Here is a 17,742-nt window from a genome sequence, read left to right as displayed (position 1 = left end):
ATGGATTATTTTCCAAACTTTACTTATCATGACAAAAACAAAAATTCCAAAAAACTACTGGTATGGTGAAGGGCGGAAAATCATTGTCATTCCGCCCCAGATCATCAGGCAACACCAAACAGATGGCCTCTTTCTTAACGGGCTTTACCTGACGGAAATTGGCTATTATCCTGAAGCCTCAAATCATTATACACACCGCAAAACAGGCAGTTCGGATAACATTATGATCTATTGTCTGAATGGCGAAGGATGGGTAATTCTGAATGGTGAAAAAAAACCGGTCAAACCAAACACATTTTTTGTATTACCCCAGCATATAGAACATGAGTATGGGGCTTCTGAAGATCATCCATGGACCCTTTACTGGGTTAAATTCGGAGGAGATGGATTATCAGGCTTAAATCACCTTTCTTTCACCCTACAATCTTTCCAGCCAACACCTTTTGCTTACGGCACCGAAGCCATTGCCCTGTTCGACGAGATATTTCTGTCACTGGAACAAGGATACAGTACACAATATCTGGTTTATGTAAATCTGTTGTTCGTTAATTTCCTTACCCTCTTTTTCTTTCAGCATGGATCCCTGATCCGTAAAGAACATACCAATCCACATGAGCTGATTGTACAGAAAGTGATGGAATACATGAAGAAGTACCTCAATAAGTCGATTAGTATTGCAGAATTTGCCAATACATCAGGCTGCTCTGTTTCTCATTTATCGAATATTTTCAGGCTCAGCACCGGACATTCCCCAATTGACTATTTCAACCAGCTTAAAATTCAAAAGGCTTGTCAGGAGTTATATTCTGGCAATAAGCTGATTAAGGAGATTGCCGCAGAACTCGGCTTTTCAGATCAGTATTATTTTTCCAGATTGTTTAGAAATATCATGGGACTTTCCCCAAATCAGTACAAAAACCGCAATGCTTTGAGGTTTCCTTTGAAACAAAATCCATAATTTTGCAGCATGACAGAACAGGAATTTTTAGATTATTGTAAAAATCAGGTAAATGGTCCCTTAAAAGACGAAGACATCATTTTAATGTTGACTGCCTGGGGAGGAATTAAACATTCTTTAGGTTACAATAAAGCATTGGACGACAATGGCATCAGCCCGGATCAGGTTGCTCAAACTAATGACAATCCATCCTAAAACCATCAGCCATCGTCATCCCATTATGCGGTCAAAAATCTTCCGGCCAGGATAGTTCTTTAGCTCAGTAAATCTGGATCTTCTGTAGTATTCATTCCAGTAACTGACCATCCGGCTTTCTGTCTGCTGGTAGTTTAACTGGTTTTCCAGGACAAAGTTTTTGTACTGAGGTATATTTTTATCGTTCGCATGCTGATCCAATACCTGTAAGATTTCAAGAACATAGTCGCCCAGGAGCTGAAAAGTAAATGGGATGATCCAATCTTCAGGATAATCCAGAAGCTGTTTCATTCTCCTTTGCCGTACGTACCCATCGTGATGTCTCAGGTAAATACAGTTTAGAATTGCTGTTTGAGCAGGGCTGAGTTCAGCTTCTTTTCCCCGGACCGGTTCATTAAAATAAATCCGGTAAGGAATCGTCAAAAGTTCCTGTTTATGACAAACTACCAGAGTACTGGTATGGAATAGATCGTCAATCGTACAAACTTCAGCTGTATGGAGTTGTATCTTATTTACGCCCAAGGGTAAAATATCCAGAACGTGTTCAAGATCATGATGCAAAAAAGCTGGAAAAGCTTTCTTTAGTTGCTCCGTATATGCTATAAATGTTCCTTTTTTAAACCAATCCATGATGAGCCCTTCTGCTTAACAAGCAGTCACTGAGTTCAAATATATGGGGATTTCATAAAAAAAGGGGCACCATCTTATCAAATGATGCCCCTTTCTCTTCTAATAGCTTTTTTATTGACCCAATGAAAAACTAATTGGAATATTATACCTTACCCTAACAGGTTTACCGTTCTGGATTCCAGGGATCCACTTTGGGCTTGCAGTCAATACCCTGATGGCTTCTTCATCCGTACCGGAACCTAGTTTTTTTTCTACTTTAATGTCACTCAATGCTCCGTTTTTTTCAATGATAAAAGATACAAACACTTTACCTTGCAGTCCGATTTCCTGAGCCATGGCAGGATACCTGATCGATTTCGACAGATAGTTATAAAATTTATCCATTCCACCAGGGAAAACCGGTTGGACTTCCAGTGGTGTAAATACACCATATACATTATTATCATCCTCAATAATCTTCGCCTGTTTCAGTCCTTCTCCGGTTTGTCCGGTGATGACGATTTGCCCATCCTCCTCATCACCTGCTATTTTCTTCTGTCCCGGATCTGCATTGACAAGATCTTTGAGCATTACCGGGTCCTCTATAGCAGGGTTATCAACCACTATCGGAACTGTGAACTTCACCGTTGACACCTTTGATTTAGGGGGCTCTATTTTAACCGGAGGGAGAATTTTTTTATCTATTGCCGGTGGCGGCGCAACAGCAACAACAGTTGTCGTGTTTCCGGGATCATCTATCACCTCATTTCCTTTGATCAGGCTGATGATTTTAGGAGATAAAAAAAACAGGATAAAAAGTGTTCCTGCGATAAGGAGTGCTTTAGTGGTATCAGAACCACTCTGCCTGCGAAGCGCGTATGCTCCATAAGTTTTGTTTTTCTGATCAAATACTACATCAAGCCACTCATTGCCAAATAAATCGATTTTTGAACCTAACATTGCTTTAAAATTTAGAAGTTAACACCATACTATAAAATCGCTTCCCGCTCATTTATAATATGGATGCCCGTTCCATCAGCTTTCCATAAGGTCAATAAATATTTCTTTATATCAGAACCTGAAGCGCCTTTCATCTAACTACTGCGCAAGTTTCGGATTTTATCATGTTTTTAAATTTCCGATCTTTAGGTATTCAGAAAAGAGATGAAATGAAAATAGAAAATTGCAGTCCGGCAGACATTCCGGAAATATTCAGGCTTTACAGAATAGCTTCAGCCTACCAGAGATCCAAAGAAACCGTAGTGGTATGGCCAGAATTTGAGCAGGAGCTCGTGGAGACTGAAATTGCCGAAAACAGACAATGGAAGCTGATGATCGACGGAGAAATTGCCTGCATCTGGGCAACAACCTTTAGCGATGAGCAAATCTGGGGGCCCCGCAATGCTGATCCCGCCATTTACATCCATCGGATCGCAACAAATCCTGATTTCAGAGGTAAGAATTTCGTCTTCTTAATTGTAACATGGGCTAAATCATACGCGAAAGATCAGGGTAAAGCCTTTGTAAGGCTGGATACCCTCGGAAATAATACTGGATTAATCACACATTACACGAATTCCGGTTTCAGCTTTTTAGGGATGTTTGACTTAAAAGATACGAAAGGCCTTCCCGATCATTACCACCATGCGCCAGCCTGTTTGTTTGAAATAAAGTTATAAATGCAAACCAGGGTTTACTGTTCTTTTTGAATACCTGAAACCACATCGGGGGAAGCCAGTTTACTTTTGACGAACATCATCATCAATGCTGCTCCCGCAAAAGCGAGCATCACCAGAGGAGTGCTTTGTACCCCATTGGAGGCGATGGATAAGCCCCCGATAATTGTACCCACACTTATTCCAAGATTCCCAAAGGAAATGGAAATGCTATTCGCAAATTCCGGTGCTTCCGGTGCCATTTCGATCATATATGCCTGAGCAGTTAAAAAACAAGGCGTTTGTAAAAAGCCCCATACTGCAATTAAAAGCACAGTTAAAGCAGACATTGGTCCTGAAAAATAAAGCAATACAGAAACCGCAATCAGCCCACATAAAAAGATTAAGGTCGTCCCGGTGATGTGTTTAGTCAGTAGTTTCCCGGCAATAAAATTACCTGCAATACCGGTTAAACCGAACAACAACAGCATCAGGCTGATGGTTTTTTCCTCCATTCCATTCACCTTACTCAGGTAATCCGCAAAATAGCTATAAGTGCTAAAAATGGCTCCGATCATCAGGAAGGAGAACAACGCAGTGGTGATAAAAGCAGGCTTTTTCAGGATCATCAATTGCGACCGGTAAGACTTTCTCTCCCCAACCGGCAAAGAGGGCAAGAGCAACAGGATCAAGACCAACACGATCAGACTAATTGCCGCCTGCAAAATAAAGGATGCCTGCCAATTGTTAAAAGCTCCCGCCAGGTAAGTAGCAAATGGAACGGTTGTAATGGTTGCAATGCCGATTCCACCTATTACAATGGCCATCATTTGATGTGCTTCTTTCTGCTCCGCGGTATTTGTCGCCGCAGCTACAGCCGTAGAAACCAATACAGGATGGAGAAAGGCAGGTAACACCCTTACGGTCATCAATAACCAAAACGGAGGTGCCAGAGCCGAGACGATCCCCGTAAGCAAAAATATAGCCATGGTTACGGCCATTAACGTTTTCCTGTTCACACCAGAAGCAAACATCGTCATGAAAGGACCTGCAAGTGCAACAACCATCGCATAAGCACTCAATAACATGCCCGCCTGATCAATACTGATCTGATAATGAGCCGCTATTTGTGGAAGGATTCCGATTACACCAAATTCTGTAGTGATCATTCCGATCAGGCTGAGACAGCCCAGGTAAGCGATTTTATTTTTCATCATAGTTATCCATGTCAAACCACCAAGGTGGAATGTTTATTCCGTTTTTTTTCTTAAAAATTGAGCTTAGCTTCTGATGGCATCCCAGGCAGCCTGGATGTAACGTTCAATACTGTCTTCCTGCAGGCTAATGTAATCGCTATGGTGCAGTTTAACGAGAGAAACCAGGGATCCGCTGGTAAAACCAATCCATTCTTTCACATTCCCCTCTTTTATAATTTGCTGAGCCTGTCCGTCCAGATACACCGAATCAAGCACACTGACATACAAACTCCCTTCGTGTTTTGCTTTTGGGTCTATAGCAGGAGAATAATAAAACTGTTCGAGAAACATAAAGTCCATAGGCTCAGCCATAAAATATCCGATCATCCTTTTCCATAGGTAAACAAATCGTTGTTTAACAGACAAAGAAGGATCATAACCTTGCATAATAATAGCCGATTCTTTGGCCTTTAAATAGAAATACAGCTCACTGACTAAGGATTCTTTATTAGGAAAATGGTTATAAATAGCTCCCATACCCGTATCAGCTGCTTTGGCTATTTCCGACATAGGCGTTGACTCGATGCCTTTTTGTACGATTAACTTCAATGTTGCCGTTAAGATCTGCTCCTTCTTATTCATATAATTAACTGATTTGGAATTGCAAACTTACGAAAAATGGAATAAACATTCCAAGATAATCTTTTTTATAACTGAACTTCGTACTGCCTGCGACAGATGCTTATCACCAAAAAAGCGAAGACAAAGGATTTTTTTGTGGAGATGGATACCATGTGCAGGAGCAACAAGATCCAAAGAAGAGACAGATAATAACGGGTAGGCAGTAATCAGCTGCCCCCCGTATCACAAATTAACTAAATTTAATTCATCCCTGATTAAATTCAATAAGTTAAATTCACAACGTGGTTGTGACTATAACTAATCATAAAGTTAAATATTAAATTCAAAAAAACATATTTTATTTGTTCATAATTTGCAAAAAGAACCATCCACCAATAACATACATTCCTATGTCTATAAGATCAGCGGTGTATCGCTTCAAAAAAAAGAGTCAATATCAATTCAAATACTACAGAAAACAAGACAACATCTGTAAAACAATAATACCAACCCTATGGAAATTCAATTTATATTGGCATTCATTAAATGTCTACTCAAATATCAAATCCTGATCAAATGACATCAAAAAACACCAGGTTCAGCATTGTACTGATCTCTATATCCCTCCTGTTTTTGTCGTCCTGTATTTCAAGGCTGGCAAGACCCGAAATCCGGGGGACCATTCTGGATTACAACCACCATCCGGTAGAAAACTGCAAGGTCGGTGAAACGCTTACTTCAAAAGATGGCACATTCCGTTTATCTGAACGGAGGTACAATAAATTCTTACTCTCGGAAATGATGATCATGGAAGCACCTCCTTTAAGAGTGAATGAAAGGATTGAAAAAGAGGGATTTGAATCCGATGAAATTTACCTGTTCAATCCCCATGGTGGCGGAAGCTCCAGGGGGGCGAAGTACAACATAGATACCATATTCCTTAAAAGGCTGGATCAGCAGCTTGACATTGCCGCATTATTACAGGAAAAAACATGGAATGTTGCAGTTACCAAAAACGCAGATACGCTCTACCTGATCAGAAGTGATTTTCAGAAACAATGTAAAACCGGAAAGTGCCAGACATTTTATAATACCTGGTACGGATTAACTGACAACTATCCTGGTAACCGTCATAATCTTCCTGAGGGGATCATTCGACAGTCTATACAACTGAGCTTTAAAGCCAGTCATCTTATTGACTATAAATCGGTTCAGCAATACGGAAGCAGCTCCGCAACAAAAACCAAAGAAAGAGACAGCCTTGAAACCACAGGAAAATGGAGATTTATCGCTCCGGACAAGGTACAGATCGAACTCAAAGGAACTCCCTTTACCCATACTTATAGACTTGCCGAAACTGATTACTACAAACTCATCTTCATCAAATCAGACCAGTAGTTATTTTCGTTCCTTCAACGTTGGTCCATTTCCTGCTCCTATCTTTTCAGCGATCTCTTCTACAGAATAATCGAAATAATTTCCATTTGCATCTTTCTGTCTGTTGAAAAGCTGGAAACGATACCTTTTAAAGTTTAATTCCAGAAATTGATGGTAATAATCGTCCAAATGATACTTAAATTGTGTTGCAAAACTTTCATCCCCTTCCGCGGGCTCTTCAAAATTCCTCAACCGGCTGACAATTTCCAGGAGTTCCTCTTTTGAAACCTGATCTGATTTAACCGGATCAGGCAAACCGATTCTAAATGCCAAAACTTCAGCCCCTTCTTCCTCATAATACTCGTGGATATTAAATTTAGAAATCTCCTTATTGGTTAACAAATGGAGCTTTCTGGTCAGGTTTTGATATTCCTGACCATCTTCATCACCATTTTCATCAAGGAATTCACTGAACTCCATAATTAAATTCAATATTTCAGGAAAGCGTTTTTCCGCGATCTCCAGCTTAGGTTCGATTTCTTCTCTTAACTCCATGTTCTGCTTAAAGGTGTAAAGGAGTTTTATCCTTCATCTTAGTATTAAAGGTAAAATATTTTTCTGCTGTTTTTCTGAGCAGCCATTTAAACGGGTAAAAGTACCTGTTTTAGAAACAGCGTATTTGTACGCTAAAAGACTAAACAACGGAAGCTTAATTTTAGTGATAATTCCTATTGTTAACGCTAAATAAAAAAGCATGTCACTACAGATTCATCCCTCTGTTGGGGTTGCCCGTCTAGGCAACAGCCCCCTCAGCCCAGAAACAGGTCCACCGATCGTTGTTTCTCCCACTAACCCTGCTAACATATGTTTGTCGCCAGACCGCATTGGTGGTCTTCCATTTAATGGAGACGGCAAAGGTCCAATCGTAAAATTCAAAGATGATGCCGGCCGGATTAAAAGGCAGGGCCAGTTATTTAAAGTTTTCCAGGAAAACGGAGTAGATGAGCTCACCCTGGATTCACCCGGAGTAGCATCTATTGAATGGACAGTACACCTGGCCAATAAAAAAGCGGCCTGGTATCAATATTCTGAACTTCAGGGCAACCTGTTGTATGGTCAGGGCAACAGTTATAAAAATCAGGGTGTCAAATTCCGAAACCCTGATGTGATCACTGAACCTCTGCGCCGGGAACTAATTGTTGATCCTGGTCCACGTACCATCTCCGGAAGGAACCTGTCCATTGATTTTGATGCGCTAAATGTACCGGCAGGATATCACGCCCATTTTCCATCCCCTACTGTAAAATATGGTACTGCGGTAAAAACACTGGGTGCCTTATGGACGGATGAAGCCGGCCGTCTGATTGTTTTAGGCGGTTCAGGTTGCGCCGGAGGCAATGAACCTTTAACCAGTTACGGTGGTTCCAATACCTGGCATGATGACATTTCTGATGGCCCGGTTTATTGTACCGTAACCTTTAATAATGGCACTGCACCTGTAAGTTTATCGGCATGGGTCATTGTAGGTTCACCTGATTTTGCTCCTGAAATCGTGAACATTTCGAATCTTAGTGATACCATGTTTGATGTCGGTGTCAGGAATTTCAATCTGGCCCCTAAAATGTATAGCAATGGTGCCTGGCAGCCACAGTTTAAGCCAAATTACTATCGTGACATTTTCCCTATTATTGACCGTATGGGAAGGTACCAGTGGGTATCCAATGTACAACCCATGCAGGCGGCAGTTAACGGGCCATTCGATTATGCCGATCCTTCTCCCGAAAACAAAACCAACAGGCAGAATTTCTATGCCCTCTTCAGGCAAAACGATACACAGCCACCTGTTGAAGGAAGTACAGGAATACCTTATCCTCAGGAGCAACTGTTTACAACTGATGAAACAGGAAAGCAGTTTCCAATGATGCCCCTCAACTCCGGCAGTAATTCCGTAAGCAATACCAATATCATGAAATTCATGGCATTGGATGAAACACAGCTGTTTTTTCTCGCTCAATGGGCCGAAGGTAATTTCGACAACAACCTTGACTATACCCCCCATCCTGTACATCCTTTAGATGCAGCAAGTGTAGGCAATTGCGTCGGGCTTCCGATGTGTCCGGGCATAGAAGTGACCTGGAGCCTGCAAAATCCGATCGTCTATGCTGCACCTTATGTCATCCAGCAATACAAGGATGAAAACTGGTATAAAGAACATGGTTTAACCCCTTCAAGAGATGAATGCGAAGGTGGGGGCTGCGAGCCTGGCGACCTGACCAAACGTATGGCATGTCCATGGCAGGCAGATTTCTTCCAGTGTACAGTTCAATACATCAACTTCACTGATACCAATGTGAATAAGATAACGACTCCTGATGGCAGCGCGCCTCTTCCACCGAGTTATTACAGTTATTGGTGGCCACCTCAAAGCCCATGGGATGTCCTTGTTGGTGAATTTACTGCAAAGGGACAAGCAGCTACTCATGTGCCCCCAGGCGAACAAATGAACTATGCCAGAGGAATCAACAGCTTTGTACAAATGGTAGAATTCTGGTACGCACTGGGTTTCCTCAGAGATAAAAATGCGGATGCAAAAAATGGCTATCCCTTTATTGTGGAGACAGAACGCAACAATGCACTGTTTACTTACAAGGAGGTCCATATCGCGCAAATCAGTGGCAATGAACAGGATTGGGATACCACACTTCCTGTATTCTACATCGAACCTGATAAATCACTGATTAAGCAACGCGGTCAGCTGGCAGCAAATATGGTTACCCATATGGAAGAACTGGCTTTCAAAGCGATTGAAACACTTGCCGGAGCCAGGAAATTACCTCGCTCGGGCAGCAGAAGCAGAAGATAATGAACAGAACAATGCAAACCGATGTATTAATTATCGGTGGCGGCCCTGCAGGGGCTGCCACCGCTCTTAGCCTGTTGCGCTACTCAGGGCTCAAGGTTACCATTGTGGAGCATAGCACACTGGACCAGACACGTGTCGGCGAAAATGTCAGCCCTGCTTTATTCGACTTACTGAACTATGTGGGTATCCATAAAAATGATTTTGGATCAGATAGCTTTATAGAAGGATACAGCAATAAAGCTTCCTGGGGAAGTCCATACATCAGCACCAGAGAATCTATGTTTACCTCAGCAGGAGGGAATTATCAGATAGACCGGGAAAAGTTCGACCTGCACCTGCTCGAACAAGTGGTAAGCCGGGGAGGAATCGTTTTTCCAAGAACCCGCTGTGAATCCCTGAAACAACGGGAAGATCTGCAATGGGAAGCCAGCTTAAAGCACCGTGACTATCAAAACTTTAACATCCATGCCCGTTACGTTGTTGATGCAACCGGCAGACAAAGTACAGTTAGCCGTCAATTGGGTATTGAATCTATAAAGTATGATCAGCTGGTCGCTATCGGGGCCTTCCTGAAAACTACAGACGACCGTAGCATTAGTCAGGATCTGTTTATGGAAGCCACAGAAGAAGGATGGTGGTATACCGCTGCATTGCCAAACCAGCAGATCGCTGTTGCTTTCTTTACAGATGCAGACAGGGCCTCAGCTTTACAATTGCATAAAACGGAGAATTGGTGCCAGATGTTAAAACAAACCACACATACCCTGCACAGAACATCCAATACCATATCCAATGAACCGCTCTGGACCCGTAACGCCTTTTCTCAATTGAACGATTGCTCCGCAAGGAAAAACTTTATTGCCGTAGGCGATGCCGCCGCAGCCTTTGATCCCCTCTCTTCCATGGGAATCGGCTTCGCATTAAGCTCTGCCTTTCAGGCTGCAGCTGCCTTAATGGAAAACCACAAAGGAGATACAAAAGCCATTGACCGTTATCAACAGGACATCAGCCGCATCTTCCATAGCTATCAGGACCTTAAACTACAGTTTTATCATAAAGAACAACGCTGGCCGGAAGCTTCTTTCTGGAAAAGACGGCATTCCTTTGTTCCTGCACGCCCGGAACAATATGCCTGATTCATCCACAGATATTTCGCAGCCTAAAGCAAAAAATCCTGGTCCATCCGGGATTTTTTCTTTCAGGGCTTAGCACTATCGTCATTTTGACTACTTTAGCCATTGAACATAACCGTACATAACGCTGTTCGTTATCGTACAGAAAATGACCTGTTCTTACAAAGAAACGCTCACAACACCATTTAACAAGTAGCGGCAAGACTGGCATATCATTAGCTTAGTCCCCATAAAATTAACAAAACACAAATGATGTCCCCTAAAACCCTTATTCCAGTTTTCCTTTTTCTTCTTTCTTTTAATCTATCTTTTGCGCAGCAAACCATTCCCATTCAAGCAATTTTATTCAAAGAAATCTCCAAGGCAGACAGCCTGATGTTCAATGCCGTTAATAACTGTGATACCCTAACTTATAAAAAGTTCTTAAGCCCGGACATGGAATTTTTTCATGACATTGGCGGTCTTACCCTTGGTGCAGACAACGAACTGAAATCAATTGTGGAAACCTGTGCCAGAGGGAACCATATCCGCAGGGAACTGGTTCCAGGGAGTCTTGAAGTCCATCCGATAAAAGGATTTGGAGCAATTGAAATTGGTGCACATCGTTTTTACTACACGAATAAAGGAGCGCAGGAAAAATTAAGCGGGACTTTTAAATTTGTGCATGTCTGGCAGCTTAAAGATGGACAATGGAAATTGTACCGTGTGATTAGTTATGATCATCCGAAGAAAGTATAACACCTGATTCCTTTTGTGTCTAGAATATCACTCATAAGCCCCCTTTTTATTCCTGATAAAGAGCATATACGGCTTGGCACATGAGAAATCACAAATTTGGTCTAATCTTTGTTTAAAGCAGATTGAACTAACAAATTTATCTTATGAATACAAAAAGACTCTTAATTACCGGAATGATTGCTGCAATGTTTATGTGCTTTACGGCAAAATCGTATGCACAATCAGCAAAAATAACCCTCTCACCAGAATTGCTTATTCCGTTTAGTAAAGGTTACAATGTAGGGATTGGCGGAATTTTAGAGGCCGAATGGGCAGTAGAGAAGAAATTAGGATTAACCCTGGCTACCGGAGTAGAAACCTTATTCCCTAAATACGATTACTTCGATAATTATACTTTTTTACCATTAAAAGGTGGAGTGAAGTATTTTGTAGATCCAAAGGTCTTCATTAACTTCAACTTAGGTGCTGCAATCGGATTCAATGATGTAGGTACAAACTTCCTTGTTGGTGGTGGTGTTGGCTACAAATTCAACAACCGTATCGATGCCGGAATCAGAGTTGAAGATGCAGGGACTTCTTATGCAGCTTTAAGAGTAGGATTCAGGTTATAATCAATAATCAAATAAAAAAAAAGAGGTGCTTTAAGTACCTCTTTTTTTATGCCTTTTATTTTGTATCCTTGATCATTTTCTTTATTACAAGACTAATACAGGACTAAAAAACCACACAACAAGACCTACATAAGACTTTTATATTTTACTATTTCCGGAGATTCATAGAAAAAGTAAAGCTATGAAACCGGCCCATTCCAATATCAAATTAACCGCGGACTACCTGAATTATCAGGATAACCCACTTTGGATCCGGATTGCAAATTACGCTATTGACGATGCCGATACAATCATTCCGTTTTCAAAAAAGATCGCTCAAACTGAAGACTGGAGCGAGGACTTCACCAAAGCGGCCATTCAGGAATATAAACGCTTTGTTTACTTGTGTTGCATTTCTGAAAATGGAGCCTCCCCCTCTATTGTTGTAGATAAAGTCTGGCACATGCATTTACTCTATACGACTGAATACTGGAAAAACTTCTGCCCTAATATTTTACAGCGTGAGCTTCACCACTTTCCTAATGTGGGTGGTATTATCGACTATAACAAACACCAGGACTGGTATCTTGAAACCTTAATCCTTTATATCCGTGTTTTTGAACAAAACCCTCCGGCAAAATTCTGGAGAATTCCTCCTGAACTAAAATCCTTTTTAAAACCTGAACAGGAAGCCCCCGCCAAAAACTCATTCCATTTTCCTCCTGTGGAAGCCTATTACCTGCTCATCATTGTTCCTTTTCTATTGAGCTGGATGTTGTTTGGATCCTTACCCATTCCTGATCTGCCGCTCCTGCAGTACTTAGTGCTTTTCATTCCATTGATTCTGATCATTAGCTGGGTGACTGCCCGTTACAACAAGCATCATTTGCAACCCAACATTGCAAAAATCCCTCAATATAACCGTTATGAGCTGGCCTGGTTAACCGGTGGTTACAACAATGCGTTTTTACTTTTAGTAAACGATCTTGAAGAGAGTAACTGGATAAAAATCATAGATACAAAAGGAGCGTTTAAAGAAAAGTTCTTTTCGCTAAGCATTTCCCGCACTGAAGCCTTTAATGACCGGTATCTTATGCATAGCCAATCGTTATTTGAATGTTTCAATCAGCTACCTCAATCCTCAAAATTCAATCTCAATCAATTAAATTTAGCCTTAAGCACCTATTTAAACGCTATTTGTAGGGTAAAAACCGCATCAAAAAAACCGCAATCTCCTGTTTTCTTCCTGTTTATGGCAGTTTTGGTGATGATGATCTGGTTTTTTCCAACCGAAGAAACAGGTGGTTTCGCCATCCTGCTGCTGTCCATATTCTTCGTCATCAGCTTCTGTTTCATGATTCCATGGATATTTTTAAGTACTGATCAGGAGATGATGGCAAGAGAGATTAAAAAACAAGCTGTCTTTTTGAATGGCATTAACACCTTAAATCAGAAAGCAATCATTATCAATCAATTCAATGGCATTTCAGATACTTCCTTTTTCAAAAAAGTAGGTAATTATTTCGGAGATCATCAGGCTTGCGGAGCCAGACAACCGGATAATACAGGATGTGGATGTTAACCTTAAACAGGAATAAAATGGAAACAAAATACATTAGATTTACAATTGAAAGTTTAGCGAAACACTTCTTATTTTACCTGCTCATGGTCCTTCTATTCGGAGGCACAGGCTTTCTGGCGATGATGGGGTTAATAGAGATGCCATCCTCTTCAAAAGTGAAAGGAATCGCCGTACTGATTACTTTAATTCCTCTTATCTTTTTCGGATTTTCCACCTTAGATTTTATAAGGAAGGTGATCTCGATGTTCAGGCATGCTATAGTGATATCAGCAGAGGGGATCACCTTTAAAGGAGAAAAAGAGATCCCCTGGACCGATGTTAAAACTGTACAATATCATTATGCAGATGGACTAGACAGATCCGACTGTCTCTTTCTGGAATATAATTCAGGTGAAATGAAGCTCTTTGACATCAGTGATACAGACATTTGTTACGAATCACCGGAGTACAGGACCGAAATTATGAATATCATTTCCTCTAATATTCAAACCACACCTGCAACATCAGTTAAATGCGCTTGAAACTGCAAAAAATAAAATTCTGAACCGTATTAAAAGGAGTTACATGGTCTTCAGTAATGACCTGTAATTTTTGAAAACTTTCAGAGAATTGCTGTTCTAATTCATCTTCTGAATATTGCCTGATTTCCAAACCACTACATTTTTCAGGACCATTTTTTGAGAAGATTCCTATGGTCAGATAGCCCCTCACACAGTTTTTCGCAATGGTGATATACTTTTCAATCTGTGTTGCTGTGGTTAAAAAGTGAAAAGTAGCCCGGTCATGCCAGATGTCATAGGTTTCAGCAGGTTTAAAATCGGTGATATCGGACACCAGCCATTTCACAAGGTCTGCCTGATCTCCCAAACGTTTTTTTGCGCGTTCCAGTGCGGCTTCAGAAATATCCAGTACCGTAATATTCTGGTAACCCTGCGCCAGTAGGAAATCAACCAGCAGGCTATCTCCTCCTCCAATATCTATGATGCCTGCACTTTTTCCGAGCTGGAAACCATTAATGAAATCCAATGAAGTTTTAGGAACCTCTTGCGTCCAGCTAACCTCATGAGCTGCCTTAGTTGTATATACCTTTTCCCAGTGTGATTTTCCTTCTGACATCTTATTTTCTATTCCTGTAATAACAAATTGCTTCTTCTGGTTTTATGACCAGATCCATTATTTTATGAACTGCTTAACCTGTCAAGTGTTAATAGGAACAAGTTTAGTCAAAATATCAGTAATTACATTTAACTGTAAAAAATTGGGATGTGTTAATTTATGTTCATGTCTTTCATGTGCCCAGGTCGTATGATAAGGGATATGTGCAGCAAAACCTTGCAGTTCAAGAACAGGAATGACATCCGATTTAATGGAATTGCCCAGCATCATGAAGTTTTCAGGGGCACAATCCAGGTGCTTTAACAACTTTGCGTAATCACCGGTTTGTTTATCGCTCATGATCTCAATGTGGTGAAAATAATCCAGTAAACCCGAGTTTTTTAGTTTACGTTCCTGATCCAGTAAATCGCCTTTTGTGGCCACAACCAATCTATATTCCCCCTTTAATGCATTTAATACTTCTTCTACCCCATCCAGCAATATTATTGGTTTTTGGAGTAATTCCTGACCTAACTGAATGGTTTTGTTCACCAGTTCCAAATCTGCTTTTCCATCTGATACCCGATAGATCGTCTCAATCATACACAGCATAAACCCTTTCACACCGTATCCATACAGCTGCAAATTGGACATTTCTGTTTTAAACAACTCCTGAGAAACCGTATGATGTGGCAGATAATATTCCAGTAAAGCACAGAATTGCTGTTCTGTTTCCAGAAAATACGGCTCATTTTCCCATAGGGTATCATCTGCATCAAATGCGATCACTTTTATTTTATGTTTCATTGTTACCTTTGTTATTGCTCAGGCAAAATTCGTCAATGAGCTGTTTCATATAAAGGACATTTGTCCCAACCTAAAAAATATGCTAAGAACAAATCATTTTTTTTTATCCTTTATTGAGAATCTCCACGAAAAGCAGGCCAATATAGAGGAACTCAGTTTAAAGACCTTCCCAAAAGGAACTTTTCTATTGAAACAGGATGGCAGGTCATCCAAAGTTTTCATCATCAAAGAAGGCATCACGAAATGTTTCTTTAGTGAAGAGAACGGCAAAGATTACATTGTCGAGTTTTTAAGCGAAGGTGAGATTCTGGGCGAAATAGAAGCCATCAGGAACAACAATTGTTTATGTAGCGTAGAAACCCTTACAGATGTCGAGGCATACGCCATCAATATTCCCTTTTTCAAGCAGCTACTCGAAAAGGATTTAAACTTCCAGAAGTTGCTACTAGACGAACTGGCCGAGCGGTTGATCAATACCAGTAGCCGGGCTTCCTCACAACAATTGTACACCATTGAGTATGGATTAAAGAAAATACTGGAGCTCCAATACAAACAGAACATTGTCATTTCTAAAGAAGATATGGCTGCTTATCTTGGAATTACCCTCAGAAGCCTCAACCGTGCATTAACAAATTTAAAATAAACAGATTTTCATTCTATCTTTGAAAAGATAAGTTCTTTTACCATGAAAAATGTCATCAAAAACCTCTTCATACTAGGCATCACCTTTATCTCCTTCAATACCTTTGCACAAAACAAGATGAGGAGTCTGGATGAATTAATTAACACCACTGATCCGGCCTGGCCATTGATCCAAAAATGGATAGATTCTGCGAAGAACAAAGTTGAAGTTCTGGAGCTGGATTCTGCCAGTGCGAAAACCGCCTTATACAACACCCAGGTAACCACTTTTTCGACCTTGGGAGCTGTCGTTTACAATACCGGAGGAATCATGGTTGACAATGGTTGGTTGCGGATTTTAGGCTCAGGAAGCCCACGGTTAAACCGTTCTGTTTCGGAATGGAACAAAGGAAAATCAATCAAGGAATTTGGAGAAGTACCTCGTTATTTTCTTGTTGCCGATGATGCTGTCGGGGGCTTTTTTGCCATCAATTACGGGGAGTTTGGAGAAGATTTAAAAACCATTTATTACCTGGCCCCTAATAGCCTGGAATGGGAGTCTCTTGGCCTTGGTTATACCGAATTTATCCGTTTCTGTTTTGACAGTGATTTATCTGCCTTTTACAAAGGTTTAAGATGGTCCAGCTGGGACAAGTTTATCGCTAAACTTGATGGCAATAAATCCTATAGCTTTTCTCCATACCTGTGGACGAAAGAAGGGATGGATATAGAAAAATGCAAACGCAAACTGGTGCCTACCGAAGAACTGTTTCAGTTTGTATTAAGCAACCAGAGAGAGCTGAACCAAAAAGCGCCTGTTGAACCTCAGTAGGCAGCTTTCAACTTATTTCTTTATTACTTTTGCGGCCTGAGATAAGATCTCCTTATCGCCTTTATATATGGTCAGCATAGCGGGAGGTGTATCTTTCCCTCTCATCACCATAATTAAACAATCATACACGTAATCACCACTTTTAAACTCAAACCGGTGATTTCCGCCACTTCCTTCTGATATAAACTTCCCATTTTTCAAAATCAAATCTGGCTGATCACTCATTTTATTTTTCAAAGACCAGGAAGCATAACGGTAATTGCCCTCTCCCAAATCATCAATTCTGATTTTAAACTTTGAGGTTTCCAATAGCTGAACGGGGATTTCAAACTGTTTAATCGATCGGTGCAGTTGATTTTTTTCCATTTCAATGAGTGCTGTCCGTTTTTTCTTCTCTGCTTCGGACTGATAATTAACTGCAACCAGGCGACCATCATAGTCCAGCCATAAATCTCCCCTAAATAGCATGATTCCCCGCCAGCCCACATCCGTCCAGTCTGCCGAAGGTTTGGAATCCAGGATCATTTTAATTAACTGATCATCAAAAACCTCTTTATACCGCCTTAAAAATTCTGTTTTATTCTTTATATCGGGGATGGGATATTGCCGCTCAAAAGGAAAAGCTATTTTATCGGCCAGTTTCTTCCTGTTCCCACTTTTCACACAATTGATAAAATCAGAAATAACCCGCTCATATTCAGGTTTGATTCCCTGCCCAAAAACAAGTGAGAAATTCAGAATCAGAAGCAAGGTGGCAATTAACTTTTTCATAAATGTTTATCATTTCCTGTATTTAACAAAGATACACTACCCTATCGTACATATAAAATTCATACATTAACCGATCAGAGCTGATTATAGCTTCAGCGG

General features: G+C 40.8%; 20 protein-coding genes. 12 read left to right on the top strand and 8 right to left on the bottom strand.

What is annotated here, in order from left to right:
* Window positions 1–28: 28 nt before the first annotated feature.
* Together BUC20_RS10515 and BUC20_RS10510 are read left to right on the top strand one after the other, a co-directional pair.
* Window positions 29–958, top strand: a complete 930-nt coding sequence (locus tag BUC20_RS10515) for an AraC family transcriptional regulator (RefSeq protein ID WP_073230653.1) — start codon at window positions 29–31, stop codon at window positions 956–958.
* A gap of 9 nt (window positions 959–967) precedes the next feature.
* Entirely contained in the window at window positions 968–1,153 is a 186-nt protein-coding gene (locus BUC20_RS10510) for a hypothetical protein (RefSeq protein WP_073230651.1), read from the top strand.
* A gap of 15 nt (window positions 1,154–1,168) precedes the next feature.
* Here BUC20_RS10510 and BUC20_RS10505 read toward each other — a convergent pair whose 3' ends face one another.
* Both BUC20_RS10505 and BUC20_RS10500 read right to left on the bottom strand, forming a co-directional pair.
* Window positions 1,169–1,783, bottom strand: a complete 615-nt coding sequence (locus BUC20_RS10505; RefSeq protein ID WP_073230649.1) for a hypothetical protein — start codon at window positions 1,781–1,783, stop codon at window positions 1,169–1,171.
* A gap of 111 nt (window positions 1,784–1,894) precedes the next feature.
* Entirely contained in the window at window positions 1,895–2,722 is an 828-nt protein-coding gene (locus BUC20_RS10500; protein WP_073230647.1) for an energy transducer TonB, read from the bottom strand.
* A 209-nt stretch (window positions 2,723–2,931) separates the two neighbouring features.
* On the opposite strand from BUC20_RS10500, the gene BUC20_RS10495 reads away from it, so the two are divergent.
* The gene (locus tag BUC20_RS10495; protein WP_073231770.1) at window positions 2,932–3,441 is read left to right on the top strand and encodes a GNAT family N-acetyltransferase; all 510 of its coding nucleotides are present in this window, start codon (window positions 2,932–2,934) and stop codon (window positions 3,439–3,441) included.
* A gap of 14 nt (window positions 3,442–3,455) precedes the next feature.
* Here the strand turns inward: BUC20_RS10495 and BUC20_RS10490 are convergent, their stop codons facing one another.
* Together BUC20_RS10490 and BUC20_RS10485 are read right to left on the bottom strand one after the other, a co-directional pair.
* Window positions 3,456–4,634 (bottom strand): MFS transporter, encoded by a 1,179-nt coding sequence (locus BUC20_RS10490; RefSeq protein WP_200800924.1) that lies wholly within the window; start codon window positions 4,632–4,634, stop codon window positions 3,456–3,458.
* A 63-nt stretch (window positions 4,635–4,697) separates the two neighbouring features.
* The gene (locus tag BUC20_RS10485) at window positions 4,698–5,255 is read right to left on the bottom strand and encodes a TetR/AcrR family transcriptional regulator (protein ID WP_073230646.1); all 558 of its coding nucleotides are present in this window, start codon (window positions 5,253–5,255) and stop codon (window positions 4,698–4,700) included.
* Between the two features lie 555 nt (window positions 5,256–5,810).
* On the opposite strand from BUC20_RS10485, the gene BUC20_RS10480 reads away from it, so the two are divergent.
* On the top strand, window positions 5,811–6,632 hold the full coding sequence (locus BUC20_RS10480) for a hypothetical protein (protein WP_073230644.1): 822 nt from the start codon (window positions 5,811–5,813) through the stop codon (window positions 6,630–6,632).
* On the opposite strand, the gene BUC20_RS10475 is transcribed toward BUC20_RS10480, so the two are convergent.
* A complete protein-coding gene (locus BUC20_RS10475; RefSeq protein WP_073230642.1) occupies window positions 6,633–7,166 on the bottom strand; it encodes a hypothetical protein in 534 nt (177 codons plus the stop codon).
* Window positions 7,167–7,365: 199 nt separating this feature from the next.
* Between BUC20_RS10475 and lodA the strand changes: the two genes are divergently transcribed.
* The 6 genes from lodA (at window position 7,366) to BUC20_RS10445 (ending at window position 14,038) form a co-directional block, all read left to right on the top strand.
* The gene (lodA, locus tag BUC20_RS10470) at window positions 7,366–9,474 is read left to right on the top strand and encodes a CTQ-dependent lysine 6-oxidase LodA (protein WP_073230640.1); all 2,109 of its coding nucleotides are present in this window, start codon (window positions 7,366–7,368) and stop codon (window positions 9,472–9,474) included.
* Entirely contained in the window at window positions 9,474–10,610 is a 1,137-nt protein-coding gene (lodB, locus tag BUC20_RS10465) for a lysine-epsilon-oxidase maturase LodB (RefSeq protein ID WP_073230638.1), read from the top strand. The genes lodA and lodB overlap by 1 nt, the downstream gene beginning before the upstream one ends.
* Window positions 10,611–10,856: 246 nt before the next feature.
* Complete coding sequence (locus BUC20_RS10460) at window positions 10,857–11,345, top strand: nuclear transport factor 2 family protein (protein ID WP_073230636.1); 489 nt, start codon at window positions 10,857–10,859, stop codon at window positions 11,343–11,345.
* Between the two features lie 143 nt (window positions 11,346–11,488).
* A complete protein-coding gene (locus BUC20_RS10455) occupies window positions 11,489–11,956 on the top strand; it encodes a hypothetical protein (RefSeq protein WP_073230635.1) in 468 nt (155 codons plus the stop codon).
* Between the two features lie 181 nt (window positions 11,957–12,137).
* Window positions 12,138–13,517, top strand: a complete 1,380-nt coding sequence (locus BUC20_RS10450) for a glycine-rich domain-containing protein (protein ID WP_073230633.1) — start codon at window positions 12,138–12,140, stop codon at window positions 13,515–13,517.
* A gap of 17 nt (window positions 13,518–13,534) precedes the next feature.
* Entirely contained in the window at window positions 13,535–14,038 is a 504-nt protein-coding gene (locus BUC20_RS10445; protein WP_143166761.1) for a hypothetical protein, read from the top strand.
* Here the strand turns inward: BUC20_RS10445 and BUC20_RS10440 are convergent.
* Window positions 14,025–14,633 carry a class I SAM-dependent methyltransferase gene (locus BUC20_RS10440; protein WP_073230629.1) on the bottom strand — a complete coding sequence of 203 codons (609 nt, stop codon included), beginning with the start codon at window positions 14,631–14,633 and terminating at the stop codon, window positions 14,025–14,027. The genes BUC20_RS10445 and BUC20_RS10440 overlap by 14 nt on opposite strands.
* An 81-nt stretch (window positions 14,634–14,714) precedes the next feature.
* Window positions 14,715–15,419: an HAD family hydrolase gene (locus BUC20_RS10435; RefSeq protein ID WP_073230627.1), complete on the bottom strand. Its 705-nt coding sequence runs from the start codon at window positions 15,417–15,419 to the stop codon at window positions 14,715–14,717.
* 79 nt (window positions 15,420–15,498) lie between these two features.
* Between BUC20_RS10435 and BUC20_RS10430 the strand changes: the two genes are divergently transcribed.
* Window positions 15,499–16,062 carry a Crp/Fnr family transcriptional regulator gene (locus BUC20_RS10430; RefSeq protein WP_073230626.1) on the top strand — a complete coding sequence of 188 codons (564 nt, stop codon included), beginning with the start codon at window positions 15,499–15,501 and terminating at the stop codon, window positions 16,060–16,062.
* A gap of 42 nt (window positions 16,063–16,104) precedes the next feature.
* On the top strand, window positions 16,105–16,872 hold the full coding sequence (locus tag BUC20_RS10425; protein WP_200800923.1) for a DUF2625 domain-containing protein: 768 nt from the start codon (window positions 16,105–16,107) through the stop codon (window positions 16,870–16,872).
* Window positions 16,873–16,884: 12 nt separating this feature from the next.
* Here the strand turns inward: BUC20_RS10425 and BUC20_RS10420 are convergent, their stop codons facing one another.
* Window positions 16,885–17,643, bottom strand: a complete 759-nt coding sequence (locus BUC20_RS10420; RefSeq protein ID WP_073230624.1) for a hypothetical protein — start codon at window positions 17,641–17,643, stop codon at window positions 16,885–16,887.
* Between the last annotated feature and the right edge of the window lie 99 nt (window positions 17,644–17,742).

The sequence above is a fragment of the Pedobacter caeni genome, assembly GCF_900129215.1.
GTDB classification, from domain to species: Bacteria; Bacteroidota; Bacteroidia; order Sphingobacteriales; family Sphingobacteriaceae; genus Pedobacter; species Pedobacter caeni.
This window is presented reverse-complemented; position numbering and strand designations above follow the sequence as displayed.